Genomic DNA, 24,606 nt, shown 5'->3' on the forward strand with positions numbered 1-24,606 from the left:
ACTTAAATGTTGAATGTCAGACCGTCATCGTCGGATCGCCGCCCGGACCAAGCTCGCTCCCACAGGGGTAGGTGTTCAACATTGGTCTGTATAAGACCTTTCGCACCCAGGCCACTGGCGTTATCCTTGATTTCATCTTAATTGCCCCAGGGCGGCTAAATACGACCTTGAACGCACCCATAGAACCACATCGTTTTATCCTCGAGCCTTTTGAAGCTCGCCGCTTCGCCAATCTGTGCGGGCAATTCGACGAGCATCTGCGCTTGATCGAACAGCGCCTGACCATCGAGATCCGCAACCGCGGAAACCAGTTCGAACTGATCGGCGACCCCAAGCACACCACCTCCGCGGAAAACCTCCTGCGCCGTCTGTACCGGGAAACCAAGGGTACCGAGCTGTCGCCGGACATGGTTCACCTGTTCCTGCAGGAATCGGCCGTCGAAGAGCTGGACAACGTCTCCCCCTCCGAACCTTCCGTCGCCCTGCGCACCAAAAAAGGCATGATTCGCCCTCGCGGCTTGAATCAGTTGCGCTACGTGAAGGAAATCCTCGGAAACGACATCAACTTCGGCATCGGCCCGGCCGGTACCGGCAAGACCTATCTGGCCGTTGCGTGCGCGGTAGACGCGCTGGAACGCGAGCAGATTCGCCGCATCCTGCTGGTGCGTCCGGCGGTTGAAGCGGGCGAAAAGCTCGGCTTCCTGCCCGGCGACCTGTCGCAGAAGATCGACCCGTACCTGCGCCCGCTCTACGACGCACTCTACGAAATGCTCGGCTTCGAACACGTCGCCAAGCTGATCGAGCGTCAGGTGATCGAAGTTGCACCGCTGGCCTACATGCGCGGTCGCACCTTGAACAACAGTTTTATCATCCTCGACGAAAGCCAGAACACCACCGTCGAGCAGATGAAGATGTTCCTGACCCGGATCGGCTTCGGCTCCACGGCAGTCATCACCGGTGACATCACCCAGGTCGACCTGCCGAAAGGCACCAAGTCCGGGCTGCACCATGTGATCGAAGTGCTCAAAGACGTGCCGGGAATCAGCTTCACTCATTTCAAGCCCAAGGACGTTGTGCGCCATCCGCTGGTGCAACGCATCGTCGAAGCCTACGAGCGTTACGAAAACCGGGTGACCGATGAAGCGCCAAAGGATAGCCGCCGCGATGCTTGAGCTTGATCTGCAACTGGCTACCGAAGCGCCTGCCCCAAGCGAAGCCGAGTTCCGCCAATGGTGCGAACTGGCGCTGCGCCAGCGCACAGCCGACTCCGAAATGACCATCCGTTTGGTCGATGAAGAGGAAGGTCGCGAGCTGAACCACACCTGGCGGCAAAAGGATTACGCCACTAACGTCTTGTCGTTTCCTGCCGATGTGCCCGACGAGTTTCTCGACATCCCGCTGCTGGGCGATCTGGTGATCTGCGTGGCGGTGGTCGAGCGCGAAGCAGCCGAACAAGGCAAGGCACTCAAGGCCCATTGGGCTCATCTGGTCATTCACGGCTGCTTGCATCTGTTGGGTTACGACCATATAGATGACGATGAAGCCGAAGAAATGGAAGCACTGGAACGAACGTTGCTTGCAGAGTTGGGCTATCCCGACCCGTATGCGGACGACGAAACAGACACATCCCCTATCGTTACAACAAAGGATTCAGAGTAATCGCTATGAGCGAAGATCGATCGAGCAACGGGCAAAAGTCATGGCTGGGTAAGCTCACCCAGGCTTTTGCCCACGAGCCGAAGAACCGCCAGGAGCTGCTGGAGCTGCTGCGCGATGCACACCAAAACAAGTTGCTGGACAGCGAAGCGCTGGCCATCGTCGAAGGCGCTATCCAGGTTGCTGACCTGCAAGTACGGGACATCATGGTCCCGCGCTCGCAGATGATCAGCATCAAGGCGACCCAGACACCCCGCGAGTTCCTGCCTGCCGTGGTCGACTCGGCCCACTCCCGCTACCCGGTGATCGGCGAAAGCCACGATGACGTGATGGGCGTGTTGTTGGCCAAGGATTTGCTGCCGTTGATCCTCAAGGAGAACGGCGACAGCTTCAACATCAAGGACCTGCTGCGCCCGGCCACCTTCGTGCCCGAGTCCAAGCGTCTGAATGTGCTGCTGCGCGAGTTTCGCGCCAACCACAACCACATGGCCATCGTCATCGACGAATACGGCGGTGTGGCGGGTCTGGTGACCATCGAAGACGTGCTGGAACAGATCGTCGGCGACATCGAAGACGAGCATGACGTCGAAGAAGACAGCTACATCAAGCCGCTGCCCAGCGGTGACTTCCTGATCAAGGCCCTGACGCCGATCGAGAACTTCAACGAGTTCTTCGACAGCCAATTCTCCAACGACGAATTCGACACCGTCGGCGGTCTGGTGATGAGCGCGTTCGGGCACTTGCCAAAACGCAACGAAATCACTGAAATCGGTCCGTATCGCTTTCGCATTTTGAACGCCGACAGTCGTCGAATTCATCTGCTGCGTTTAACACCTATTGCCCGTTAAGGATTGACATGCTCCGCGCAACCCGCCCCGGCTGGCCCGGTAACCTGCTGGCCGTGGTGGCCGGTGCAATCACCACCCTGGCCCTGGCGCCGTTCGATATCTGGCCGTTGGCGTTGCTGGCGGTCGGTTTCTTCTATGCCGGCTTACGCAAGCTGAACCCACGTCAGGCCCTGGGCCGTGGCTGGTGTTTCGGTTTCGGCCTGTTTGGCGCTGGTACCAGTTGGATCTACTACAGCATTCACCACTTCGGTGGTGCTTCGGTGCTGCTGGCCGGTTTCCTGATGCTGATCTTCACGGCGGCGATTGCCTGGTTCTTCGCCCTGCCCGCCTGGATCTGGGCGCGCTGGCTGCGCCGTAACGAAGCACCGTTGGCCGACGCCCTGGCGTTCGCGGCGTTGTGGGTCGGTCAGGAAGCCTTTCGCGGCTGGTTCCTGACCGGTTTCCCCTGGCTTTATTCCGGCTACAGTCAGCTCAACGGCCCGCTGGCCGGGCTCGCGCCAGTCGGCGGAATGTGGCTGATTTCCTTCACCCTGGCCCTGACGGCCGCGCTGATCTATAACGCTTTGCGTCTGGTGCGCACCGGCCGCAAAGGCTTCATCGCCGCGGGTGTGTTGCTGCTGGTCGGACCTTGGGTGGCCGGCATGGCGCTCAAGGAGCATGCCTGGACCAGCCCGGCGGGCGCACCGCTGAGTGTCGCGGCGATTCAGGGCAACATCGAACAGAGCATGAAGTGGGACCCGGCGCAGCTCAACGCGCAGTTGGCGCTGTACCGCGACATGAGCTTCAGCTCGAAACCGGTCGACTTGCTGATCTGGCCGGAAACGGCCATTCCGGTGCTCAAGGAGTCCGCCGAGGGCTACCTGAACATGATGGGAAACTTCGCCGCAGAGCGTAAGTCCGCGCTGATCACCGGCGTACCGATTCGCCAGGAAGTCCATCACGAGAAGAGCTTCTTCAACGGTATTACCGTGGCGGGTGAAGGCGATGGCACTTACCTCAAGCAGAAACTGGTGCCGTTTGGCGAATACGTTCCGTTGCAGGAAGTGTTGCGGGGGCTGATCGCTTTCTTCGACCTGCCGATGTCGGACTTTGCCCGTGGCCCTTCCGATCAGCCGATGCTGCAAGCCAAGGGTTATCAGATTGCGCCGTTCATCTGCTACGAAGTGGTTTACCCGGAATTCGCCGCCAGCCTTGCTGCGCGTAGCGATCTGCTGCTGACCATCAGCAATGACACCTGGTTCGGCACATCCATCGGCCCGCTGCAACATTTACAGATGGCGCAGATGCGCGCGCTGGAGGCTGGTCGCTGGATGATCCGCGCCACCAACAACGGCGTGACCGGTTTGATCAACCCGTTCGGTCAGATCACCGTGCAGATCCCTCAGTTTGAACGTGGCATTTTGTACGGTGAAGTGGTGCCCATGCACAACCTGACGCCTTATCTGGAATGGCGTTCGTGGCCGCTGATCATTGTTTGCGTGTTGTTGTTTGGTTGGGCGCTGGTGGCTAGCCGGATGGCCAAGACCGTTTAGGTATTGCGGCGCCAGTAAAAAGATCGCAGCCTCGTTTCACTCGACAGCTCCTACACAGCTCCTACAGAGTACGCAATCCCCTGTAGGAGCTGTCGAGTGAAACGAGGCTGCGATCTTTTGATCTTCAGCGGTAAAACAACGAATACCCCACCTGCCCCACCGCCTCATTCAACAACTGCCCGCTCTGCCAGATCGACTTGAATTCCGGCATCCAGCCGCCCAGTGGCCGGGCGTTATCCACGCCTAAAAACCCCACCGGCGCTGACACCACTTCAAATCCTGCCTTTTTGAAGCTCCAGACGGCTCGTGACATGTGCCAGGCCTGAGTCACGACGACCACGCGCTTGATCCCTTCCGGCAACAACACCTCGGCGCTGAACTGCGCGTTCTCCCAGGTCGTGCGGCTGCGCCCTTCCTGCCAACGCACGGCCACGCCGAAATCATCGCGCAACGAGTCCGCCATCAACTTCGCTTCGGTCGGTGGGGTGCCGTAATGCAGGCCTCCGCTGGTCAGAAGCGGCAAACCGGAGGCCTTGGCCAGCCGCGCCGCATAGCGCTCGCGTTCCAGGCCCACGCCCGTTGGCTGGTCAGCGCCCCATGCCAAATCGCCCCGCTCACGCCCCGAACCGAGCACCACGATCGCATCGGCGCGCTGACTCAGCGTTGCCCATTCATCGCGAGCCAGCGGCGCTTCACGCTCCATCGCCTTGGCGCCCCACTGCACCACCACCGGCAGACTCATCAGCCAGAAGCCGCCCACGCCCAACGCAAAGCAGAATCCGGCAAGGCGCGGCCTTGAGCGGCGCAACCACCAGGCAAGCACCAACAGCAGCAAAAGAATGCCGGGCGGCAACAGGAGTTGTTTAACGAAATATCGAAAAGGCATCGAGCATCTCCAAAAAGATGCCCGAAGCCTAAGTGGGTTGACGCAATGCGACAACAAATACGGAAGGACTATGCTTCACAAATACATCAGACATTGCTTCCAGTGTCCTTACTTGAATTGCAAAGACCGGACCTTTACCGCGTCCCTGCCGGGAACCTTGTCCTTGAGCCAGATGATCTTGGCCGAACGTGGTGCGTCGAGTTGCTTCACTGCTTCAGACAGGCATCCGTGTGTCTCACGTTCACTGCGATCGAGATACGCCTTGACCAGTGCAAACTCTGCGGGGCTCAGGCCACGCAATTCCAGCTCCAGCGGACGCTCATCGCGTAACCGGTCAGCGGTTTTGGCCGCGTCCAGGGCCATTCCCAGACGATCGATCAATCTTTCGTACAGCTCCGGTTTTGTAACTTTTTGCCGTGACTCAACCATCCCTCACCTCATTGAAGATAAGACTCACTCCCCATTTAGAGCTTAGCTTCCATGAACAAACCGGCTGAGCGCTGCGACCAACGGCCCTCGCAGCGGTTTTTGGGCGACCCGCAGCAGTAATCAGGGTTTCCCTCGGTAGAGTGCGGTCATGTATGCTACGGCGCTTCCTGTAACTCCACTTCCAGCTCGTCTGGGCACCGAAACGCCGATTTGGCGTGATCACCGTCCAGCGTTGCATTGAAGAGGATTAGGCCACCCCTATTCAGTTCAAAAGTAGCCATGCACGAACAATATCAGCCCCGTGAAATCGAAGCCGCCGCCCAGTCGTTCTGGGACGAGCAAAAGTCCTTTGAAGTCAGTGAACAGCCAGGCAAGGAGACTTTCTACTGCCTGTCGATGTTCCCTTACCCCAGCGGCAAGCTACACATGGGGCACGTGCGCAACTACACCATCGGCGACGTGATCTCCCGCTACCAGCGCATGCAAGGCAAGAACGTCCTGCAACCCATGGGTTGGGACGCCTTCGGCATGCCGGCGGAAAACGCCGCGATGAAGAACAACGTAGCGCCCGCCAAGTGGACCTACGAAAACATCGCCTACATGAAAACCCAGCTGCGCAGCCTGGGCCTCGCGGTGGACTGGTCCCGCGAAGTCACCACCTGCAAGCCTGATTACTACCGCTGGGAACAATGGCTGTTCACTCGCCTGTTCGAAAAAGGCGTGATTTACAAAAAAAGCGGCACCGTGAACTGGGACCCGGTCGATCAGACCGTCCTGGCCAACGAGCAGGTGATCGACGGTCGCGGCTGGCGTTCCGGCGCGCTGATCGAAAAGCGCGAAATTCCGATGTACTACTTCAAGATCACCGCTTACGCGGATGAGCTGTTGTCGAGCCTCGACGATCTGCCGGGCTGGCCTGAACAGGTCAAAACCATGCAGCGCAACTGGATCGGCAAGTCCCGCGGCATGGAAGTGCAGTTCCCGTACAACGTCGCTTCCATCGGCGAAGCCGGTGTTCTGAAAGTCTTCACCACCCGTCCGGACACCTTGATGGGCGCAACCTACGTTGCCGTAGCCGCCGAGCACCATTTGGCGACCCTCGCCGCGCAGAACAACCCTGAGCTGCAAGCGTTCATCGCTGAATGCAAGGGCGGCAGCGTCGCCGAAGCCGACGTCGCCACTCAAGAGAAAAAAGGCCTGCCGACCTCGCTGTTCGTCGAGCATCCGCTGACCGGTGAGAAACTCCCGGTGTGGGTCGCCAACTACGTGCTGATGCACTACGGCGATGGCGCGGTGATGGCGGTTCCGGCGCACGACGAACGTGATTTCGAGTTCGCCACCAAGTACAGCCTGCCAATCAGATCGGTAGTGCGCACCAGCTCCGGCGACACCAACCCGTCCCCGTGGCAGGACGCCTACGGCGAGCACGGCACGCTGATCAATTCCGGCGAGTTCGACGGCCTCGACTTCGAAGGCGCCTTCGATGCCATAGAAGTCGCGCTGATCAAGAAAGAACTCGGTGCCTCGCGCACTCAGTTCCGCCTGCGCGACTGGGGCATCAGCCGTCAGCGCTACTGGGGCTGCCCGATCCCGATCATCCACTGTAATGCCTGCGGTGATGTGCCGGTGCCGGAAGATCAGTTGCCAGTCGTATTGCCGGAAGACGTCGTACCGGACGGCGCTGGTTCGCCACTGGCGCGCATGCCCGAGTTCTACGAGTGCAGCTGCCCGAAATGCGGCGCACCGGCCAAGCGTGAAACCGACACCATGGACACCTTCGTCGAGTCCTCGTGGTACTACGCCCGTTACGCCTCCCCGCACTATGAAGGCGGTCTGGTGGAAAAAGCGGCGGCCGACCACTGGTTGCCGGTTGATCAGTACATCGGCGGTATCGAACACGCGATTCTTCACCTGCTCTACGCGCGCTTCTTCCACAAGCTGATGCGCGATGAAGGCCTGGTGAGCTCCAATGAGCCGTTCAAGAACCTGCTGACCCAGGGCATGGTGATCGCCGAGACTTACTATCGTCGCGAAGCCAACGGTGCTTACACCTGGTTCAACCCGGCGGACGTCGAACTCGAACGCGACAGCAAAGCCAAAGTAATTAGCGCCAAGCTGATCGCAGACGGCCTGCCGGTGGAAATCGGCGGTACCGAGAAGATGGCCAAGTCGAAGAACAACGGCGTTGACCCACAGTCGATGATTGACCAGTTCGGCGCTGACACCTGCCGCCTGTTCATGATGTTCGCCTCGCCACCCGACATGAGCGCGGAATGGTCCGACTCCGGAGTAGAGGGTTCGCACCGCTTCCTCAAGCGTGTCTGGCGTCTGGCTCAAGCCCACGTCACTCAGGGCCTGCCGGGCAAACTGGACGTCGCCAGCCTGAATGACGAGCAGAAAGCCATTCGCCGTTCGATCCACCAAGCCATCAAGCAGGCCAGCCACGACGTCGGCCAGAACCACAAATTCAACACCGCCATCGCTCAGGTGATGACGTTGATGAACGTGCTGGAAAAAGCCCCGCAAGGCACCGCACAGGATCGCGCGCTGGTTCACGAAGGTCTGGAAACCGTGGTCCTGCTGCTGGCTCCGATCACCCCGCACATCAGCCACGAGCTGTGGAATCAACTGGGTCACGCTGACCCGGTGATCGACGCCGCTTGGCCGGTGCTGGACGAAAGCGCGTTGGTGCAGGACAGCCTGACGCTGGTCATCCAGGTCAACGGCAAGCTGCGCGGCCACATCGAAATGCCCGCCAGCGCCAGCCGCGAAGAAGTCGAAGCCGCCGCACGGGCCAACGAGAACGTACTGCGCTTTGTTGACGGTCTGACCATTCGTAAAGTGATCGTAGTGCCCGGGAAACTGGTCAATATCGTCGCCAGCTAATTGGATCAGGCGCCAGGTCATACCTGGCGCCGAGTAAAACCTTTCGGGCCGCAAGATCGGCCCACATGGTTTCAAGGGGAGCAACAAGATGATCAAACGCAATTTGCTGGTGATGGGCCTTGCGGTCCTGTTGAGCGCCTGCGGTTTCCAGCTGCGCGGCACCGGCACCAATGAACTGGCGATCAAGGAACTCGACCTGAGTGCCCGCAACGCCTACGGCGAAGTCGTGACGCAACTGCGCCAGGTGCTGGAAAGCAGCGGCGTCAAGGTCTACAGCGGTGCACCTTACAAGCTGGTACTGACCGATGAGCAGGAAAGCCAGCGCATCCTCAGCTACGCAGGTGCCGGTCGTACTGGCGAGTATCAGGTAAGCACAGTGCTGAACTACGACATCCGTGGTGAGAGCAACTTGACGCTGCTGAGCGACAAACTTGAAGTGCAAAAAATCTTTATCCACGACGGCAGCAACCTGGTGGGCTCCGACCAGGAAGCCAACGATGCCCGCAAGGAAACCCGTCGTGAACTGGTTCAACGGATGATGCTGCGCCTGCAACAGCTCACTCCGGCTCAGCTGGATCAGATGCAACAGACCGCCAACGCCAAAGCCAAGGCTGAAGCCGATGCATTGGAAGCGGCGCAGAAGGCTGAAGCGCAAACGCCGCGCCAGTCGCCAATCGAACTGCCGCAGCAGTAAGACTTACGGGGCGCTCAGGCGCCCCGTTCGACCTCTCCGATGAAACTCGCCCCCGCCCAACTCGCCAAACACCTGCAAGGTGCCCTCGCGCCGGTCTACATCATCAGTGGCGATGACCCACTGCTGTGTCAGGAAGCCGCCGACGCCATTCGTGCCGCCGCCCGCCAACAGGGATTCGACGAGCGCCAGGTCTTCGCCGCCGACGCCAGTTTCGACTGGGGAACGTTGCTGCAAGCCGGCGCGAGCATGTCGCTGTTCGCCGAAAAACGTCTGCTGGAACTGCGTCTGCCGTCCGGCAAACCCGGTGACAAAGGCGCTGCCGCGTTTATCGAGTACTGTTCACGGCCCGCCGAAGACACGGTGTTGCTGATCAGCCTGCCGAAACTTGATGGCAGTGCGCAGAAAACCAAGTGGGGCAAGGCGCTGGTCGAAGGTCAGCAGACCCAGTTCGTGCAAATCTGGCCGATAGAGGCCAACCAGTTGCCGAGCTGGATCCGTCAACGGTTGTCCCAGGCCGGGCTTTCCGCCAGCCAGGACGCCGTCGAACTGATCGCCGCACGGGTCGAGGGCAACCTGCTGGCGGCAGCCCAGGAAATCGAAAAGCTCAAACTGATGGCCGAAGGTGGTCAGATCACCGTCGAAACCGTGCAAGCGGCCGTCGCTGACAGTGCACGCTTCGATGTCTTTGGACTGACCGACGCGATTCTCAACGGTGAAGCGGCTCATGCCCTGCGCATGCTCGAAGGGCTGCGCGGTGAAGGCGTCGAACCACCCGTGATTCTCTGGGCGCTGGCCCGGGAGCTGCGTCTGTTGGCCAACCTGTCGCTGCAGTACAGCCAGGGCGTGCCGCTGGACAAAGCCTTCAGCTCTGCCCGACCGCCGGTCTGGGACAAACGCAAACCATTGATGAGCAAAGCCTTGCAACGCTACTCGGCGCAACGCTGGGCGCAGCTATTGCTGGAAGCTCAGCGCATCGACGCACAGATCAAAGGCCAGGCCGCCGGTTCGCCGTGGATGAGTTTGAGTCGGTTGTCGTTGTTGATGGCCGGCCAAAGATTGTCGTTGCCTGCAGAATAAGATCAAAAGATCGCAGCCTTCGGCAGCTCCTACAGATGTACGCAATCCCATGTAGGAGCTGCCGCAGGCTGCGATCTTTTGATTTTTCTTCCTACAAATCACACCTGCATTTGCCCTATAGACAGAACCCTTGGTTCGGCCGATGATTTGCCCCGCAAAACCCACTCACTTGCGAGAAATCATCATGAGCAAAAAGCCATCGAAACATGGCCCCAACAAGGCCAAATCCATCATCGCCCAGCCTCTGTTCCGCAGCCGTCAGGAACCAGCCGGCAAGGGCAAAGGCAGCTACCGCCGCGAAGCCTTCCAGTCTAATAGCTGGGAGGCTTCTTACTTTCTGGCGGCCTGAAAGGCAAGCGCTCGCTCAACATGTTAAGGTCTGCACCTGATTCGTACTCCCTGGACCCGTGCATGCCCCTTTGTATTTCCCGTCGTTGGCCCCTGCGCCAACTGATCGCCGCCTCCAGCCTCATTTTGCTTGTTGCCTGCGCGGAAAAACCCACCGCAGCCGACGCCAAGCCGCTTCAGACCCTCCCCGTCGCGACAGCCCCTGCGGTCATTCCGCCCGTGGTTCCGACCGGTGAAAACCTCGACATCCAGCCCACCCAGACCTTCGCCGAATGGCAGGCGGGTTTCCGCAAGGACGCTCTGGCCGCCGGTATCCGCGCCGACCTGTTCGACCGCGCATTCGCCAATGTCAGCCTCGACACCAGCGTGATCCGTGCCGACCGCAGCCAGCCGGAATTCTCCCGCCCGGTGTGGGAGTACCTCGACGGCGCCCTTTCGCCGCTGCGGGTACACAAAGGCCAGGCGCTGGTCAGCCAGTACGCCGACATCCTGCAAAGCATCGAACAGCGCTACGGCGTCGATCGTCAGGCACTGGTCTCGGTGTGGGGCATGGAAAGTAACTTCGGGCAGTTCCAGGGCAACAAGTCGGTGATTAATTCCCTGGCGACCCTGGCCTATGAAGGTCGGCGTCCCGGGTTTGCCCACGCGCAACTGATCGCCGCCCTGCAGATCCTGCAACAGGGTGATATCGAGCCTGAGAAAATGCTTGGCTCCTGGGCCGGCGCCATGGGCCAGACCCAGTTCATCCCAACCACCTACAACACCCACGCCGTGGACTTCGATGGCGACGGCCGCCGCGACATCTGGGGCAGCCCGGCCGACGCGCTGGCCTCGACGGCGCACTACCTGCAAAGCTCAGGCTGGCAGAAAGGCCAGCCGTGGGGCTTTGAAGTGCAGCTACCGGGCAGTTTCAACTACGTCCTGGCCGATGGCACGACTCGCAAGAGCGTCGCCGAATGGCTGCAACTGGGCGTCACCCTGCCCAATGGCGGCCAGGTTCCGCCAGGCTCCGAACACCTGTCAGCCGCCCTGCTGCTGCCGGCCGGTTACCGTGGCCCGGCGTTCCTGGTCCTCGACAACTTCCGCGCGATCCTCAAGTACAACAACTCGTCGTCCTACGCCTTGGCCGTTAGCCTGTTGTCCGAACGTTTCAACGGCACCGGCCTGATCAACGGCACGTGGCCCAAAGATGATTTGCCGCTGAGCCGTACCGAGCGGATCGAACTGCAAAGCTTGCTGGGCGCGCAGAATTATGACGTGGGCAACGCCGACGGCATTATCGGCGCCAACACCCGCAAGGCGATCCGCAGCGCCCAGCAGTCGTTTGGCTGGCCGGCGGATGGGTATCCGACGCACAAGTTGCTCGAAGGCCTGCGTAACCGATAGTCAGCCGTATGGCGGATGCCGCCTTCACGCGAGCAAGCTCGCTCCCACATCTGGATCTGTGTTCGACCTAAATCCAATGTGGGAGCGAGCTTGCTCGCGATGACTGACTAACAGGCGACCACACTCTAGCGTCTGACCACCACATCCTGTTCCAACACCAATTCCTTGTTCCCCGCATCCAGCCTCACCAGCGCGCCCATCGGCAACGTCAGGTTCGGATCGCAATGCCCGCTGCGCCACCCGGCCAGCACCGGGATGCGCAACGGCTCAAAGGTCTGCTTGAGCAAACGCTCCAGCGCAACCCCATCTACCCCCGCCACATCCCCCACCAGAACCCCGCGCAGCTTGTGCAGCGTGCCGGCAAGACGCAGATGGGTCAGCAGCCGGTCTATTCGATACAACGGCTCGTTGATGTCCTCGATGAACAGAATGACGCCCTCGGCATCCATTTCGTAAGGCGTACCCATGGTCGCAGCGATCATCGACAAATTACCCCCAAGCAAACGCCCGTGAGCTATGCCTGGCCCAATCGTGGCCAGCGAGTAGGCCACCGGGTGCGCCAGCACGCTGCCCGCCTTCACCTGTCCTCTGAGCATGTTGAAAAACGAAGACTCGGTAGGTTTTTGCTTGTCACCCAGCAGGTCGGCGTTGAGCATCGGGCCATGAAAGGTCACGAAGCCCGCATAACGGCTGATCGCCAAGTGCAGTGCGGTGATGTCGCTGTAGCCGATGAACGGCTTGGCATTGTTGCGCAGCAATTCAAAGTCGATGCGATCGAGCAACCGCGGCGTACCGTAACCCCCGCGTAAGCAAATAATGGCGTCGACCTCACTGTCGGCGAACGCCCCGTGCAGGTCATTGAGCCGCACATCATCGCTTCCGGCCAGGTAATCGTCTTTCTCATACACGCCGGGAAAAACCCGCAGTGAATATCCGCGAGCGTGCATCCAGGCGATGGCCTTATCGGTGTCCAGCGCTGCGGGACCGGCGGGCGCGATGACGCCAATCAGTCCTTCCGACGGCAAAGCCGGAACGGGTGAGTGAGGACACAGCGTGTGAGTCGGTCGAACGGTCATCCATGAATCTCCCTGCGCAGAAAAGCTTCAGCACACAGTAGTCAGGAACGGGGGCAAACAGAAGAGGATCAGTCGCCCCGCAGGTTGCAGGAAAAGACTGTAGTGGCCGTAGACACGGCCAACAAAAACGCCCGCAAGGCTGAAAAGCCTTGCGGGCGCTTTGTTACAAGGACGACATCAATTCAGCTTTAACCAGTTTCGCCTGCTCGTCGGCGTGGTACGAGGAACGTACCAGCGGGCCCGAAGCGACGTTCTTGAAGCCCATTTTGTAACCTTCCTCGGCGAACCAGGCGAAGGTATCCGGGTGCACAAAACGCTCCACCGGCAAGTGGCTGCGGGACGGTTGCAGGTACTGGCCCAGGGTCAGCATGTCGATGTCGTGTTCGCGCATGCGTTTCATGACTTCGATCACTTCTTCGTCAGTCTCGCCCAGACCCAGCATCAGGCCTGACTTGGTCGGAATGTGCGGCATCATCTGCTTGAAGCGTTGCAGCAGGGTCAGCGACCACTGGTAATCCGAACCCGGACGCGCAGCCTTGTACAGGCGCGGTACGGTTTCCAGGTTGTGGTTGAACACATCCGGCGGCTCGGCAGCGGTGATTTCCAGCGCAACGTCCATACGGCCACGGTAATCCGGCACCAGGGTTTCGAGCTGCACGTTCGGCGACAGCTTGCGGATCTCGCGGATGCAGTCGGCAAAGTGCTGGGCACCACCGTCACGCAGGTCGTCGCGGTCAACCGAGGTGATCACCACGTACTTGAGTTTCAGGTCGGCGATGGCGATGGCCAGGCTTTCCGGCTCGTTGACGTCCAGTGGCTTCGGACGACCGTGGCCAACGTCGCAGAACGGGCAGCGACGGGTGCAGATGTCACCCATGATCATGAAGGTCGCGGTGCCGCCGGAGAAGCATTCGCCAAGGTTCGGGCAGGACGCCTCTTCGCAGACACTGTGCAGCTTGTGTTTGCGCAGCAGGGCCTTGATGCGGTCGACTTCCGGGGAAACCGGGATACGCACGCGAATCCAGTCAGGTTTCTTCGGCAGTTCGGTGGTCGGAATGATCTTCACCGGGATACGTGCAACCTTCTCGGCGCCGCGCAGCTTCACGCCGGCTTCAACCTTGGCACGCGGGGCCGGACGCTCGGTAACATCCAGCGTCGGGATCATGGTTTGCACTGCATCAGTAGTCATATCAGTCGATTCCGCCCGTTAGGGTCGTCTGCTCAGCATAGTCGAGGTGTTTGACGAGCTGCGCGCGCAGCCGGGCACTTACCTCGGCAAATTCAATCGATCCTGCGTGATCGCTCAGCTGGGTCATCGCCAGCCCGGCGTAGCCGCAGGGATTAATCCGTCGAAACGGTTCCAGGTTCATGTCCACATTCAGGGCCAGGCCATGAAAGGAGCAACCGTGGCGGATCCGCAGACCCAGAGAAGCGATTTTCGCCCCATTGACGTAGACACCCGGAGCATCCGGCTTGGCCACTGCGGTCACGCCATAGCTGGCCAGCAACTCGATCAGGCATTGTTCCATGCGGCTGACCAGGTCACGCACGCCGAAACCCAGCTTGCGTACGTCGAGCAACAGGTAGGCCACCAATTGGCCGGGACCGTGATAAGTCACTTGACCACCGCGATCAACCTTAACCACCGGAATATCCCCTGGGAGCAACACGTGCTCAGCCTTGCCGGCCTGCCCCTGGGTGAACACCGGTGGGTGCTCGACCAGCCAGATCTCGTCCGCTGCATCGCTGCCGCGTTCGTTGGTGAAGCGTTGCATGGCATGCCAGACCGGCTCGTAAGCCATCTGGCCGAGCTCGCGAAAGCCCACCGCGGCAGACATCACAGCACCATGTGCACGAAACCGGTAGCCCGCAACTCGCTGTTGATGTCGTACAGCTGTTCTTGACCGGTGGCGATGATGTGCAGCTGGATGGTCGTATATTTGCCGTTGGTGCTCTGGCGCTCGGCCAGGGTCTTGTGGTCAACGGTCGCGTGTTTCTCAAGGATTGCGATGATCTTGTCCTTGAAACCCACGCCGGTGTCGCCGATCACCTTGATAGGGTAATCCGCGCAGGGGAATTCGATTTTTGGCGCCTTTACTTCGTTGTCTGTCATGGCGTAACGGCCTCGTAAGCCGTGGCAACGGACATGGCCCCGTTCCGGATTGGAACAGGGCCATGCAAGTCCACACTAATTCAGTTGAACAAGCCGTAGAAGAATAGACGGATGCTATCCCACATGCGGCGGAAGATACCACCCTCGTCGACCGCGTCCAGAGCGATCAGGTCAGCGCTATGCACGACTTTGTCGTCCAGCTTCACTTCGACTTTACCGATTACGTCGCCCTTGGCGATTGGCGCAATCAGTTGCGGGTTCATGGTCATGCTGGCGGCGAGCTTTTTCAGCTGGCCTTTTGGCAGGGTCATGGTCAGGTCTTGGGCCAGGCCGGCCTTGACTTGATTGGTGGTGCCTTTCCAGACAGGAGCCTGAGCCAGCTCGGCGCCTTTCTGATAGAACGTCTGGGTTTCGAAGAAGCGGAAACCGTAGGTCAACAGCTTCTGGGTTTCGGAGGCGCGAGCCACTTCACTGTTGGTGCCGAACACCACAGCGATCAGGCGCATGCCATCACGTACTGCCGAAGACACCATGCAGTAGCCGGCTTCGTCGGTGTGGCCGGTTTTCAGGCCGTCGACCGTCTTGTCGCGCCACAGCAGCAGGTTACGGTTAGGTTGCTTGATGCCGTTCCAGAAAAACTCTTTCTGCGAGTAGATCGCGTAGTGAGCCGGGTCTTCGTGGATGATCGCGCGAGCCAGCACCGCCATGTCGTGAGCCGACGAGTAGTGCTCAGGGTTCGGCAGACCGGTCGGGTTCATGAAGTGGCTGTTGGTCATGCCCAGATCGGCCACGGTTTTGTTCATCATGTCAGCGAAGGCGTCTTCGCTGCCGGCGATGTGCTCGGAGAGCGCAACGCTGGCGTCGTTACCCGACTGAATGATGATGCCGTGCAGCAGGTCGCTGACAGTGACTTGCGAGCCGACCTTGATGAACATCCGCGAACCGCCGGTACGCCAGGCGTTTTCGCTGACGGTCACCGGGTCGTTTTCGCCGATCTGGCCACGACGGATTTCCAGGGTCGCGATGTACGCGGTCATCAGCTTGGTCAGGCTGGCCGGAGGCAGACGCTGGTCACCGTTGTTCTCCACCAGCACGTTGCCGCTGCTGGCGTCCATGAGTACATAGGCTTTGGCGGCCAGTTGCGGTGGCGACGGCATCATCTCGACCGCGAAAGCGGCAGGCGAGAGGAGCAGCGGGACTAGCAGACACAGGCATTTGGCAAAGGTGGTGATGTTCATCCGTCTCTCGAAATCGCTAATGGAAACTGCCCAAGGGCAAAACTAATCAGACAGCTTTCTAACGAGCTGTCGCGTGTTCAGTTGTTCACTCAGAACCCTTGCCGGGCTTTTGTTCTTTAACGAGCCAACAACCAGGTCCACCCCCCAAACCGCAAGCGAACCGTCAATCAAGTACTACGTATTACTCGGCAGTGACCAGGCTCGGCGAACCGAGATTGGCCATTCGCACGCTGTTCTGCACTTGCTGGATTTCACCCGGCGAGCCGATCGGCCCCAGGCGCACCCGATGCAGCGTCTGTTGATTGCGCACGATCGAACTGATGAACACCGGAGCGCTCACCATCCCGCTGAGCTTCGATCTCAGGAGTTCTGCAGCGTCCGGGTTGGCGAACGCGCCCACCTGCAGATACTGGCCAGAGGCTGGTACAGAAGCGTTTTTTTTTGCATCGATCGGCACGGGCACGACAGCGGCGGCGTGTTGCTGCGGCGGTGGCGTCCATTGCTCGACGGTGCCGGCCGAAGCCGTAATCGTCGGGGCGCTATTTTGCGCGACTTGCGGCTCGTTAAGCATCAAAGGCGCCGGACGGCCTTTGGCTGCCCACCATTGCTGCGGATCGATGCCTTCGACCTTGACCCGCGCGGTGCCGGTTTCGGCATAGCCGAGCTTTTTGGCGGCCGCGTAGGACAAGTCGATGATTCGGTCCGAGTAGAACGGCCCTCGATCGTTGACCCGCAGAATCACAGTCTTGTTGTTGTCCAGGTTGGTCACCCGAACGTAACTGGGCAGTGGCAAGGTCTTGTGCGCGGCACTCATGCCGTACAGGTCGTAAACCTCGCCATTGGCGGTGTTCTGGCCGTGGAATTTGGTGCCATACCAGGAAGCCGTGCCGGAGGCGATGTAGGACTTGGATTCCTGCTGCGGGAAGTAAGTCTTGCCCAGCACGGTGTACGGATTGGCTTTATAAGGACCGCTGTGCAGGGTCGGCGTGGCATCCGGGATGCGCGAGACGTCGACATCCCACCATGGCGCGCCATCCTTGTGGGCGCGGTTGATGTCCAGGCCTGGCGTTGCGCGCACGGCGGTGGGAGAAGACTTTTGCGCCGGCGCGCGGCTGGTCGAACAACTGGCGACCAGCACCGCCAACGCGGCGAATGCCATCAGCTTCAGGGGTTTATTCATAGGCAATGCCCGCATTACTTGACGCCCCGTGCTTGGACCAGCTGTTCAGACAGTTGATGTACGGCCATGGCGTACATCACGCTGCGGTTATAACGCGTGATCGCGTAAAAATTCGTCAGGCCCATCCAGTATTCGGGGCCATTGTCACCTTCCAGGCGGAAAGCCGTGACCGGCATATCATCGCGCAGCGCATCATGACTTGACCACCCCAGCGCCCGCAACTCCCCGACGGTTTTAGTCGGTTCGATGCCTGTGGTCAAACCTTCGTCCACCTGATCGCCACGCACATCGGCGCGGCTGACCACCGGTTCGCCGGCTACCCAGCCGTGACGCTTGAAATAACTGGCGACGCTGCCAATGGCATCGTCCGGATTGGTCCAGATATTAATGTGGCCGTCACCGTCGAAATCCACCGCATAGGCACGAAAGCTGCTCGGCATGAACTGCGGCAAACCCATCGCGCCAGCGTAAGAGCCTTTGAGAGTCAGCGGATCGACCTGCTCTTCCCGGGCCAGCAACAGGAACTCACGCAATTCCTTGCGGAAAAATTCGGCACGGGGAGGATAGTCGAAACCCAGGGTCGACAAGGCGTCGATTACCCGAAAATTGCCGGTATTACGGCCAAAAAAGGTCTCAACACCGATGATCGAGACGATTACCTGGGCCGGGACGCCGTATTCCTGTTCGGCTCGGGCCAGTACCGCCTCGTGCTGACGCCAGAAGTCCACGCCACGGGCGATGCGCGCGTCGGTGATGAACATCGGACGATACTCGTTCCACTGCTTGACCCGCTCGGCAGGTTTCGAGATCGCGTCCAGAATCGACTGCTTGCGCTCGGCTTCGCGGAACACGCCCATCAGTTGTTCACCGGCGAAACCGTAGTCGCGGGTCATTTCACCGACGAATTCGGCCACCTGCGGTGAGCCTTCGTAATCGCCGGCCAACGCTTCCTGCGCTGTGCCAAGGATGCTTACCAGGCCGACCCATGGCGCGTATCGAGTCGCCCAGCCACGCATTACTTGCATTGAAATCTTCACCTTATTCAAACCTGAGCGATCCACTTGCGATGGGTATGGATCGACATCAAAACCCCAAACGCTGACAGCAGCGTCACCAGCGAAGTTCCTCCGTAGCTAATGAACGGCAACGGCACCCCCACAACCGGCAACAGGCCACTGACCATACCGATGTTGACGAAAACATAAACAAAAAACGTCATGGTCAGGCTGCCCGCGAGCAATTTGCCGAACAATGTCTGGGCCTGGGCGGTAATCACCAGTCCGCGGCCGATCAACAGCAGGTAAATCAGCAGCAGTGCGCAGATACCCACCAGGCCGAATTCTTCGCCCATGACCGCAATAATGAAGTCGGTGTGGCTTTCCGGTAGGAAGTCCAGGTGCGATTGGGTACCGAGCAACCAGCCCTTGCCGAACACACCGCCGGAACCGATGGCGGCTTTCGATTGAATGATGTTCCAGCCAGTGCCCAGCGGATCGCTTTCGGGATCGAGGAAGGTCAGGATTCGCTGCTTCTGGTAGTCGTGCATGATGAAGTACCACATGCCGACCGCCACCGGCACAGCCGCGGCAATCACGCTGAGAATCCAGCGCCAGCGCAGGCCGCCCATGAACAGAACGAACGCGCCACCGGCGAGGATCAGCAGCGAAGTGCCGAGGTCGGGCTGACGCACAATCAGGATAAACGGCAAGCCGATCAGAAACAGACTGACGCCCACATGCTTGAGCTGCGGCGGCAAGGTGCGCTTGGACAAGTACCAGGCGATGGTCGCCGGCATCAGAATCTTCATGAATTCCGAGGGCTGGAAGCGGATCACCCCGGGAATGTTGATCCAGCGTGTGGCGCCCATGGCGTTGTGGCCCATGACGTCCACCACCACCAGCAACAGCACGCCGAGCACATAACCGACTGGCACCCAACGGGCCATGAAGCGCGGCTCGAATTGGGCGATGACGATCATCGACACCAGACCGATGCCGAACGAAGTGGCTTGCTTGGCCAGCAGATCCCAGCTTTTGCCGCTGGCCGAATACAGCACGAACAGGCTGCCGGCAGCGAGGGTCAGCAGCAGGATCAGCAACGGGCCATCAATGTGCATGCGTTGCAACAGCGTCGCGCGGCGACGCATCACATCTTCGCTGGAGAGGATGCGATCGAAATTACTCTTCACGGGCCGTAGCCTCCGCACTGATAGGGCTGGCGTATTCGGCCTTCAACCGACCGTCCTGGTCCAGAAGCCAGGCGTCCATGATTTGACGCACCACGGGCGCTGCAACGCCGGAACCGGACTCGCCGTTCTCGACCATCACCGACACCACGATTTGCGGGTTGTCGGCCGGCGCGAAGCCGACGAACAAGGCGTGGTCGCGATGGCGTTCCTGAACCTTGGAGCGGTCGTACTTCTCGCCCTGCTTGATCGCGACCACCTGGGCCGTACCACTTTTACCCGCGATGCGGTATTGCGAACCGATCGCCGCTTTGCGCGCAGTACCCCGGGCACCGTGCATCACCTGTTGCATGCCGTGATTGACCTTGGTCCAGTCGGACGGGTCACGCAGGACGATGTCCGGCATCGGGTTTTCGTCCTTCGGCTTCTCGCCTTCGACGGTCTTGGCCAGGTGCGGACGGTTCCAGACACCTTTGTTGGCGACCAGCGCGGTGGCCTGGGCCAGCTGCAACGGCGTGGACTGCATGTAGCCCTGCCCAATCCCGAGAATCAGTGTTTCTCCCGGGTACCAGGCCTGACGTCGGGTTGCACGCTTCCATTCCCGTGTCGGCATCAGCCCCGGTGACTCTTCGAACATGTCCAGCGAGACCTTCTGGCCGATGCCGAACTTGCCCATGTAAGCCGACAACCGATCGATCCCCAGCTTGTGGGCCAGGTCGTAGAAGTAGGTGTCGTTGGAACGCATGATCGCCATGTCCAGATCGACGTAGCCGTCGCCGGTACGGTTCCAGTTACGGTATTTGTGGTCGTAATTGGGCAACTGGTAATAGCCGGGATCGTAGACCCGACTCGACGCAGTCACGACACCCGCATCCAGCCCGGCAATCGCCACCGCCGGCTTGATAGTCGAGCCCGGCGGGTAGAGGCCGCGCAGCACGCGGTTGAACAGTGGCCGGTCGATGGAATCGCGCAGCTCGGCATAGGCTTTGAAGCCGATGCCGGTGACGAACAGGTTCGGGTCGAAACTCGGCGCACTGACCATCGCCAGCACTTCGCCGGTTTTCGGGTCCAGCGCCACCACCGCACCACGACGACCGCCGAGCGCTGCTTCGGCCGCTTCCTGCAATTTGATGTCCAGGCTCAGGACGATGTCCTTGCCGGGAATCGGATCGGTACGCTTGAGCACGCGCAATACGCGGCCTCGAGCATTGGTCTCGACTTCTTCGTAACCCACCTGACCGTGCAGTTCGGGCTCGTAGAAGCGCTCGATACCGGTTTTGCCGATGTGGTGGGTGCCGCTGTAATTGACCGGATCGAGTGACTTCAGCTCTTTCTCGTTGATCCGCCCCATGTAACCCACCGAGTGCGCAAAGTGCGCGCCCTGCGGATAGTGACGCACCAGCTGTGCGACCACTTCCACACCCGGCAGACGGAACTGATTCACCGCGATGCGGGCGATCTGTTCTTCGGTCAGTTCGAACAGGATCGGCACCGGCTCGAACGGCCGGCGCCCCTGACGCATGCGCTTCTCGAAGATCACCCGATCCTCGGGCGTCAGCGCCAGCACTTCGACGATCACGTCGAGCACTTGCTGCCAGTCGCCCGAGCGCTCACGGGTCATGCTCAGGCTGAAGCTGGGCCGGTTATCGGCCACCACCACGCCATTGCGGTCGAAGATCAACCCGCGAGTCGGCGGAATCGGCTGCACATGGACGCGGTTGTTTTCCGACAGGGTCGAGTGGTACTCGTACTGAATCACCTGGAGAAAATACAGCCGCGCGATCAGCACACAGATCAGCAACACCACCGCAATTGCCCCGAACACGACGCGGCCACGCACCAGACGGGCGTCTTTTTCGTGGTCCTTGATGCGGATCGGCTGGGGCATGAGGGCAGAACTACTTGTGGTAAGGGTGGCCGGACAGGACTGTCCAGGCACGATACAGCTGTTCGCCGATCAGGATTCGCACCAGCGGGTGCGGCAACGTCAACGGCGAGAGCGACCAGCGCTGATCGGCCCGGGCACAGACTTCCGGCGCCAGCCCTTCGGGGCCGCCGACCATGAAATTCACCGTGCGCGAGTCCAGCCGCCAGCGATCGAGCTCGACCGCCAGCTGCTCGGTGCTCCAGGGCTTGCCGTGGACTTCGAGGGTCACAACGCGCTCGTTCGGCCCGACCTTGGCCAGCATGGCTTCGCCTTCCTGACGGATGAAGCGTGCCACGTCGGCGTTCTTGCCACGGGTGTTGAGCGGTATTTCCACCAGTTCCAGCGCCAGCTCGGACGGAAGACGCTTGGCATATTCATGCCAGCCTTCTTCCACCCACTTGGGCATGCGTGAACCGACGGCGATCAGTCGCAGTCGCACAGCGGTCCCTTATTGCTGGTCTTTGTTGAGCTTGACGAAGTGCTCATGGGTGTTTTCCGGGCTGTGGTGAGCCGCGTTCAGAGCACGGCTCTGTTCTGCACCGGACCACAGACGCTCCAGGTCGTAAAACTGACGAGCCGAAGCGGTCATCATGTGCACGATGACATCATCCATATCCAGCAGGACCCAGTCGCTGTCGCCCTTGCCTTCTTCACCCAGCGGCTTGACGCCCAGGGCTTTGACCGCCTCGCGGACCTTATCCAGCATCGCGCCGATCTGGCGGTTGGACGTACCGGTAGCGATGATCATGAAGTCAGTGATGCTCTGCTTTTCACGAACGTCGATCACCTGAATGTCCTGGCCCTTGACGTCTTCCAGGGCCGTTACGGCAACCTTGACCAGCTCTTCGCCGCGCAGCTCAGGGCCGGTTGGAACCTCTACTGGCAGCGGGGCGCTCTTGAACGTGCCTTTGCGCTTTACTTTAGTTACGTCTTTGTCAGTCATATAAAACTCGTTTTGCTCGTATGTTCGGGCGCTTCGGTACACGCGTTCACGTGTTTTGAAGCGCTCCCTTTTTCAGTTCGACGCACGGTAGAGACCGTGCGCATCGATGTAGGCCAGGACCGCGTCGGGCACCAGGAAACGTACCGACTTACCGCTGGCCAGCAGTTGACGGATCTGGGTGGCGGATACCGCGAGCGGTGTCTGCCAGACGAATGCAATCTGTCCGCTCGGCCCTTTAAGGGCCAGCGGGTCGCTCACCGAGCGTGCCGCCAACAGATTGCGCAAGGCATCCGGCGGTTCGCTGTCGGCATCCGGGCGTTGCAGCACCAGGATGTGGCAATGCTGGAGCAACTCTTCCCAGCGGTGCCAAGTGGGCAGGCCGCAAAATGCGTCCCAGCCCAAAAGTAGAAAAACCTGGTCTTCAGCGGCCAGTTCGGCACGCATCAGTTCCAGGGTGTCGATGGTGTAGGACGGTTTGTCCCGCTGCAATTCGCGGGCGTCCACCACCAGCGGCGCCACACCGGCCACCGCGCACTCGACCATCGCCAGACGGTCTTTCGCCGATACCTGCGGCGTACCGCGATGAGGCGGTCTGGCACTGGGTGTCAGACGCAGCTCATCGAGCGCCAGCGATTCGGCGACTTCCAGCGCACTGCGCAAATGGCCGATGTGCACCGGGTCGAAGGTCCCGCCCAGCATGCCAATGCGCCGAGGCGCAGGCTCGCTGGCGGTGACCGGGGCTGACAGGTCGAGGTCGCCCAAGTCAGTCCGACGCCTGGCCGCGCAACTGGCCATCACCGACCACGATGTACTTCTCGCAGGTCAGACCTTCGAGGCCCACCGGGCCGCGGGCGTGCAGCTTATCAGTAGAAATGCCAATCTCGGCACCCAATCCGTATTCGAAGCCATCGGCGAAGCACGTCGGGGTGTTGATCATTACCGACGATGAGTCGACTTCCGCGACGAAACGCCGGGTGTCAGCAAGGTTTTCGCTGACAATCGAATCGGTGTGATGGGAGCCGTACTTATTAATGTGTTCGATGGCCTGGTCCAGCCCGTCGACCACACGGATCGAGAGAATCGGCGCCAGGTATTCGGTGTTCCAGTCTTCTTCGCTAGCGGCAACAGCCTCGATGATCGCCCGGGTGCGTTCGCAGCCGCGCAGCTCGACGCCTTTTTCGCGGAACTGTGCAGCCATCGATGGCAGGAAATCCTTGGCGACCGATTGGTCCACCAGCAGGGTTTCCATGGCACCGCAGATACCATAGCGGTAAGTCTTGGCGTTGAACGCGATGCGCTGGGCTTTCGGCAGGTCGGCATGAGCACTGACGTAAACGTGACAGATGCCGTCCAGATGCTTGATAACCGGCACGCGGGCGTCACGGCTAACGCGTTCGATCAGGCCACGGCCGCCACGGGGCACGATAACGTCGACGTATTCTGGCATGGTGATCAGCGCGCCAACGGCGGCGCGATCAGTGGTTTCGACCACTTGCACCACGGCGGCAGGCAAATCGGCTTCGGCCAGACCGCGCTGGATGCAGGCGGCAATGGCACGATTGGAATGAATCGCCTCGGAGCCGCCACGCAGGATGGTCGCGTTGCCGGACTTCAGGCACAGGCTGGCGGCATCGATGGTCACGTTCGGCCGGGATTCGTAGATGATCCCGATCACGCCCAACGGCACGCGCATCTTGCCAACCTGAATGCCCGACGGCCGAAAGCTCATGTCGCGGATCGCGCCGACCGGGTCCGGCAGAGCCGCTACCTGACGCAAACCGACGATCATGCCGTCGATGCGTTCAGGGGTCAGCGCCAGACGTTCAAGCAATGCCGGTTCAAGACCATTGGCACGGCCAGCGGCCAAATCCAGTTCATTGGCAGCCGTCAGCTCGGCGCGTGCAGCGTCCAACGCATTGGCAGCAGCCTGCAAGGCGCGGTTTTTCTGCGCGGTGCTGGCACGGCCGATGACGCGAGAAGCCTCGCGGGCAGCGCGACCCAGGCGGGTCATGTAGTCAAGAACGGACTCAGTCATGGTCTGGAGTGGTCTTTGCTAAGGTCTTGGTAAAGAGTAAAGCGGCAGATTATAGCTGTCGCGTCCCGGGACTAACAGCGGTGACGGGCGGATGGTCGAAATGGAGGGCAATTTGCCGACGTTCAGCCGTGATTAAGCTGCAAATTGTTATGATCACGACTCAATCA

General features: G+C 60.2%; 24 protein-coding genes. 9 read left to right on the plus strand and 15 right to left on the minus strand.

Going from position 1 to position 24,606, the window contains the following annotated elements; all coding sequences use genetic code 11:
• Positions 1–167 precede the first annotated feature (167 nt).
• Genes WLY71_RS09725 through lnt form a run of 4 tightly spaced genes read left to right on the plus strand, consistent with a single transcriptional unit; the run spans position 168 to position 4,036 of the window.
• The gene (locus tag WLY71_RS09725; protein ID WP_347803390.1) at positions 168–1,172 is read left to right on the plus strand and encodes a PhoH family protein; all 1,005 of its coding nucleotides are present in this window, start codon (positions 168–170) and stop codon (positions 1,170–1,172) included.
• Positions 1,165–1,659 carry an rRNA maturation RNase YbeY gene (ybeY, locus tag WLY71_RS09730; RefSeq protein WP_347803391.1) on the plus strand — a complete coding sequence of 165 codons (495 nt, stop codon included), beginning with the start codon at positions 1,165–1,167 and terminating at the stop codon, positions 1,657–1,659. Before WLY71_RS09725 ends, ybeY begins: the two co-directional genes overlap by 8 nt.
• 5 nt (positions 1,660–1,664) lie before the next feature.
• Positions 1,665–2,504 carry a CorC family transporter gene (locus tag WLY71_RS09735; protein ID WP_347803392.1) on the plus strand — a complete coding sequence of 280 codons (840 nt, stop codon included), beginning with the start codon at positions 1,665–1,667 and terminating at the stop codon, positions 2,502–2,504.
• A gap of 8 nt (positions 2,505–2,512) precedes the next feature.
• Positions 2,513–4,036, plus strand: coding sequence for an apolipoprotein N-acyltransferase (lnt, locus tag WLY71_RS09740; protein ID WP_347803393.1), 1,524 nt, complete (start codon positions 2,513–2,515; stop codon positions 4,034–4,036).
• A 124-nt stretch (positions 4,037–4,160) separates the two neighbouring features.
• On the opposite strand, the gene WLY71_RS09745 is transcribed toward lnt, so the two are convergent.
• Positions 4,161–4,922 (minus strand): YdcF family protein, encoded by a 762-nt coding sequence (locus WLY71_RS09745; RefSeq protein ID WP_347803394.1) that lies wholly within the window; start codon positions 4,920–4,922, stop codon positions 4,161–4,163.
• A 108-nt stretch (positions 4,923–5,030) separates the two neighbouring features.
• Positions 5,031–5,351, minus strand: a complete 321-nt coding sequence (locus WLY71_RS09750; RefSeq protein ID WP_095130744.1) for a hypothetical protein — start codon at positions 5,349–5,351, stop codon at positions 5,031–5,033.
• Positions 5,352–5,630: 279 nt separating this feature from the next.
• Here WLY71_RS09750 and leuS point away from each other — a divergent pair, with 279 nt between their 5' ends.
• The 5 genes from leuS to WLY71_RS09775 all read left to right on the plus strand — a co-directional run bounded on the left by leuS (position 5,631) and on the right by WLY71_RS09775 (position 11,742).
• Positions 5,631–8,237, plus strand: coding sequence for a leucine--tRNA ligase (leuS, locus tag WLY71_RS09755; RefSeq protein ID WP_347803395.1), 2,607 nt, complete (start codon positions 5,631–5,633; stop codon positions 8,235–8,237).
• A gap of 88 nt (positions 8,238–8,325) precedes the next feature.
• A complete protein-coding gene (locus tag WLY71_RS09760; RefSeq protein WP_347803396.1) occupies positions 8,326–8,931 on the plus strand; it encodes an LPS-assembly lipoprotein LptE in 606 nt (201 codons plus the stop codon).
• A 39-nt stretch (positions 8,932–8,970) separates the two neighbouring features.
• The gene (holA, locus tag WLY71_RS09765) at positions 8,971–10,008 is read left to right on the plus strand and encodes a DNA polymerase III subunit delta (protein ID WP_008152842.1); all 1,038 of its coding nucleotides are present in this window, start codon (positions 8,971–8,973) and stop codon (positions 10,006–10,008) included.
• A 184-nt stretch (positions 10,009–10,192) separates the two neighbouring features.
• A complete protein-coding gene (arfA, locus tag WLY71_RS09770) occupies positions 10,193–10,357 on the plus strand; it encodes an alternative ribosome rescue factor ArfA (protein WP_056744572.1) in 165 nt (54 codons plus the stop codon).
• A gap of 62 nt (positions 10,358–10,419) precedes the next feature.
• On the plus strand, positions 10,420–11,742 hold the full coding sequence (locus tag WLY71_RS09775; protein WP_347803397.1) for a lytic murein transglycosylase: 1,323 nt from the start codon (positions 10,420–10,422) through the stop codon (positions 11,740–11,742).
• Between the two features lie 125 nt (positions 11,743–11,867).
• Here WLY71_RS09775 and WLY71_RS09780 read toward each other — a convergent pair whose 3' ends face one another.
• The 13 genes from WLY71_RS09780 to WLY71_RS09840 form a co-directional block, all read right to left on the minus strand.
• The gene (locus WLY71_RS09780; protein WP_347803398.1) at positions 11,868–12,818 is read right to left on the minus strand and encodes a S66 peptidase family protein; all 951 of its coding nucleotides are present in this window, start codon (positions 12,816–12,818) and stop codon (positions 11,868–11,870) included.
• A gap of 163 nt (positions 12,819–12,981) precedes the next feature.
• The gene (gene lipA / locus WLY71_RS09785; RefSeq protein ID WP_010467371.1) at positions 12,982–14,007 is read right to left on the minus strand and encodes a lipoyl synthase; all 1,026 of its coding nucleotides are present in this window, start codon (positions 14,005–14,007) and stop codon (positions 12,982–12,984) included.
• Between the two features lies 1 nt (position 14,008).
• Positions 14,009–14,656 (minus strand): lipoyl(octanoyl) transferase LipB, encoded by a 648-nt coding sequence (gene lipB, locus WLY71_RS09790; RefSeq protein WP_046048710.1) that lies wholly within the window; start codon positions 14,654–14,656, stop codon positions 14,009–14,011.
• Entirely contained in the window at positions 14,656–14,931 is a 276-nt protein-coding gene (locus WLY71_RS09795; protein WP_129440902.1) for a DUF493 domain-containing protein, read from the minus strand. Before WLY71_RS09795 ends, lipB begins: the two co-directional genes overlap by 1 nt.
• Before the next feature lie 80 nt (positions 14,932–15,011).
• Positions 15,012–16,169 (minus strand): D-alanyl-D-alanine carboxypeptidase family protein, encoded by a 1,158-nt coding sequence (locus WLY71_RS09800; protein WP_347803399.1) that lies wholly within the window; start codon positions 16,167–16,169, stop codon positions 15,012–15,014.
• 181 nt (positions 16,170–16,350) lie between these two features.
• Positions 16,351–17,364, minus strand: coding sequence for a septal ring lytic transglycosylase RlpA family protein (locus WLY71_RS09805; protein WP_347803400.1), 1,014 nt, complete (start codon positions 17,362–17,364; stop codon positions 16,351–16,353).
• Complete coding sequence (gene mltB / locus WLY71_RS09810) at positions 17,364–18,374, minus strand: lytic murein transglycosylase B (protein ID WP_347803401.1); 1,011 nt, start codon at positions 18,372–18,374, stop codon at positions 17,364–17,366. The genes WLY71_RS09805 and mltB overlap by 1 nt, the downstream gene beginning before the upstream one ends.
• Positions 18,375–18,391: 17 nt before the next feature.
• Positions 18,392–19,495 (minus strand): rod shape-determining protein RodA, encoded by a 1,104-nt coding sequence (gene rodA, locus WLY71_RS09815; protein ID WP_283184636.1) that lies wholly within the window; start codon positions 19,493–19,495, stop codon positions 18,392–18,394.
• 31 nt (positions 19,496–19,526) lie between these two features.
• Complete coding sequence (gene mrdA / locus WLY71_RS09820) at positions 19,527–21,422, minus strand: penicillin-binding protein 2 (RefSeq protein ID WP_347803402.1); 1,896 nt, start codon at positions 21,420–21,422, stop codon at positions 19,527–19,529.
• A 10-nt stretch (positions 21,423–21,432) separates the two neighbouring features.
• Complete coding sequence (gene rlmH, locus WLY71_RS09825; protein ID WP_007937439.1) at positions 21,433–21,900, minus strand: 23S rRNA (pseudouridine(1915)-N(3))-methyltransferase RlmH; 468 nt, start codon at positions 21,898–21,900, stop codon at positions 21,433–21,435.
• Between the two features lie 9 nt (positions 21,901–21,909).
• Positions 21,910–22,404, minus strand: a complete 495-nt coding sequence (gene rsfS, locus WLY71_RS09830; protein WP_347803403.1) for a ribosome silencing factor — start codon at positions 22,402–22,404, stop codon at positions 21,910–21,912.
• A gap of 72 nt (positions 22,405–22,476) precedes the next feature.
• The gene (gene nadD, locus WLY71_RS09835; protein WP_259696405.1) at positions 22,477–23,166 is read right to left on the minus strand and encodes a nicotinate-nucleotide adenylyltransferase; all 690 of its coding nucleotides are present in this window, start codon (positions 23,164–23,166) and stop codon (positions 22,477–22,479) included.
• Between the two features lies 1 nt (position 23,167).
• Positions 23,168–24,439, minus strand: a complete 1,272-nt coding sequence (locus WLY71_RS09840) for a glutamate-5-semialdehyde dehydrogenase (RefSeq protein ID WP_111451174.1) — start codon at positions 24,437–24,439, stop codon at positions 23,168–23,170.
• Between the last annotated feature and the right edge of the window lie 167 nt (positions 24,440–24,606).

This window comes from Pseudomonas rossensis (genome assembly GCF_039888995.1).
GTDB classification, from domain to species: Bacteria; Pseudomonadota; Gammaproteobacteria; order Pseudomonadales; family Pseudomonadaceae; genus Aquipseudomonas; species Aquipseudomonas rossensis.

Coding starts and splice junctions, on each gene's coding strand:
- ybeY (WP_347803391.1), top strand. CDS start 1,165: ATGCTTGAGCTTGATCTGCAACTGGCTACCGAAGCGCCTGCCCCAAGC.
- WLY71_RS09735 (WP_347803392.1), top strand. CDS start 1,665: ATGAGCGAAGATCGATCGAGCAACGGGCAAAAGTCATGGCTGGGTAAG.
- lnt (WP_347803393.1), top strand. CDS start 2,513: ATGCTCCGCGCAACCCGCCCCGGCTGGCCCGGTAACCTGCTGGCCGTG.
- WLY71_RS09745 (WP_347803394.1), bottom strand. CDS start 4,922: ATGCCTTTTCGATATTTCGTTAAACAACTCCTGTTGCCGCCCGGCATT.
- WLY71_RS09750 (WP_095130744.1), bottom strand. CDS start 5,351: ATGGTTGAGTCACGGCAAAAAGTTACAAAACCGGAGCTGTACGAAAGA.
- leuS (WP_347803395.1), top strand. CDS start 5,631: ATGCACGAACAATATCAGCCCCGTGAAATCGAAGCCGCCGCCCAGTCG.
- WLY71_RS09760 (WP_347803396.1), top strand. CDS start 8,326: ATGATCAAACGCAATTTGCTGGTGATGGGCCTTGCGGTCCTGTTGAGC.
- holA (WP_008152842.1), top strand. CDS start 8,971: ATGAAACTCGCCCCCGCCCAACTCGCCAAACACCTGCAAGGTGCCCTC.
- arfA (WP_056744572.1), top strand. CDS start 10,193: ATGAGCAAAAAGCCATCGAAACATGGCCCCAACAAGGCCAAATCCATC.
- WLY71_RS09775 (WP_347803397.1), top strand. CDS start 10,420: ATGCCCCTTTGTATTTCCCGTCGTTGGCCCCTGCGCCAACTGATCGCC.
- WLY71_RS09780 (WP_347803398.1), bottom strand. CDS start 12,818: ATGACCGTTCGACCGACTCACACGCTGTGTCCTCACTCACCCGTTCCG.
- lipA (WP_010467371.1), bottom strand. CDS start 14,007: ATGACTACTGATGCAGTGCAAACCATGATCCCGACGCTGGATGTTACC.
- lipB (WP_046048710.1), bottom strand. CDS start 14,656: ATGTCTGCCGCGGTGGGCTTTCGCGAGCTCGGCCAGATGGCTTACGAG.
- WLY71_RS09795 (WP_129440902.1), bottom strand. CDS start 14,931: ATGACAGACAACGAAGTAAAGGCGCCAAAAATCGAATTCCCCTGCGCG.
- WLY71_RS09800 (WP_347803399.1), bottom strand. CDS start 16,169: ATGAACATCACCACCTTTGCCAAATGCCTGTGTCTGCTAGTCCCGCTG.
- WLY71_RS09805 (WP_347803400.1), bottom strand. CDS start 17,364: ATGCGGGCATTGCCTATGAATAAACCCCTGAAGCTGATGGCATTCGCC.
- mltB (WP_347803401.1), bottom strand. CDS start 18,374: ATGCAAGTAATGCGTGGCTGGGCGACTCGATACGCGCCATGGGTCGGC.
- rodA (WP_283184636.1), bottom strand. CDS start 19,495: ATGCGTCGCCGCGCGACGCTGTTGCAACGCATGCACATTGATGGCCCG.
- mrdA (WP_347803402.1), bottom strand. CDS start 21,422: ATGCCCCAGCCGATCCGCATCAAGGACCACGAAAAAGACGCCCGTCTG.
- rsfS (WP_347803403.1), bottom strand. CDS start 22,404: ATGACTGACAAAGACGTAACTAAAGTAAAGCGCAAAGGCACGTTCAAG.
- WLY71_RS09840 (WP_111451174.1), bottom strand. CDS start 24,439: ATGACTGAGTCCGTTCTTGACTACATGACCCGCCTGGGTCGCGCTGCC.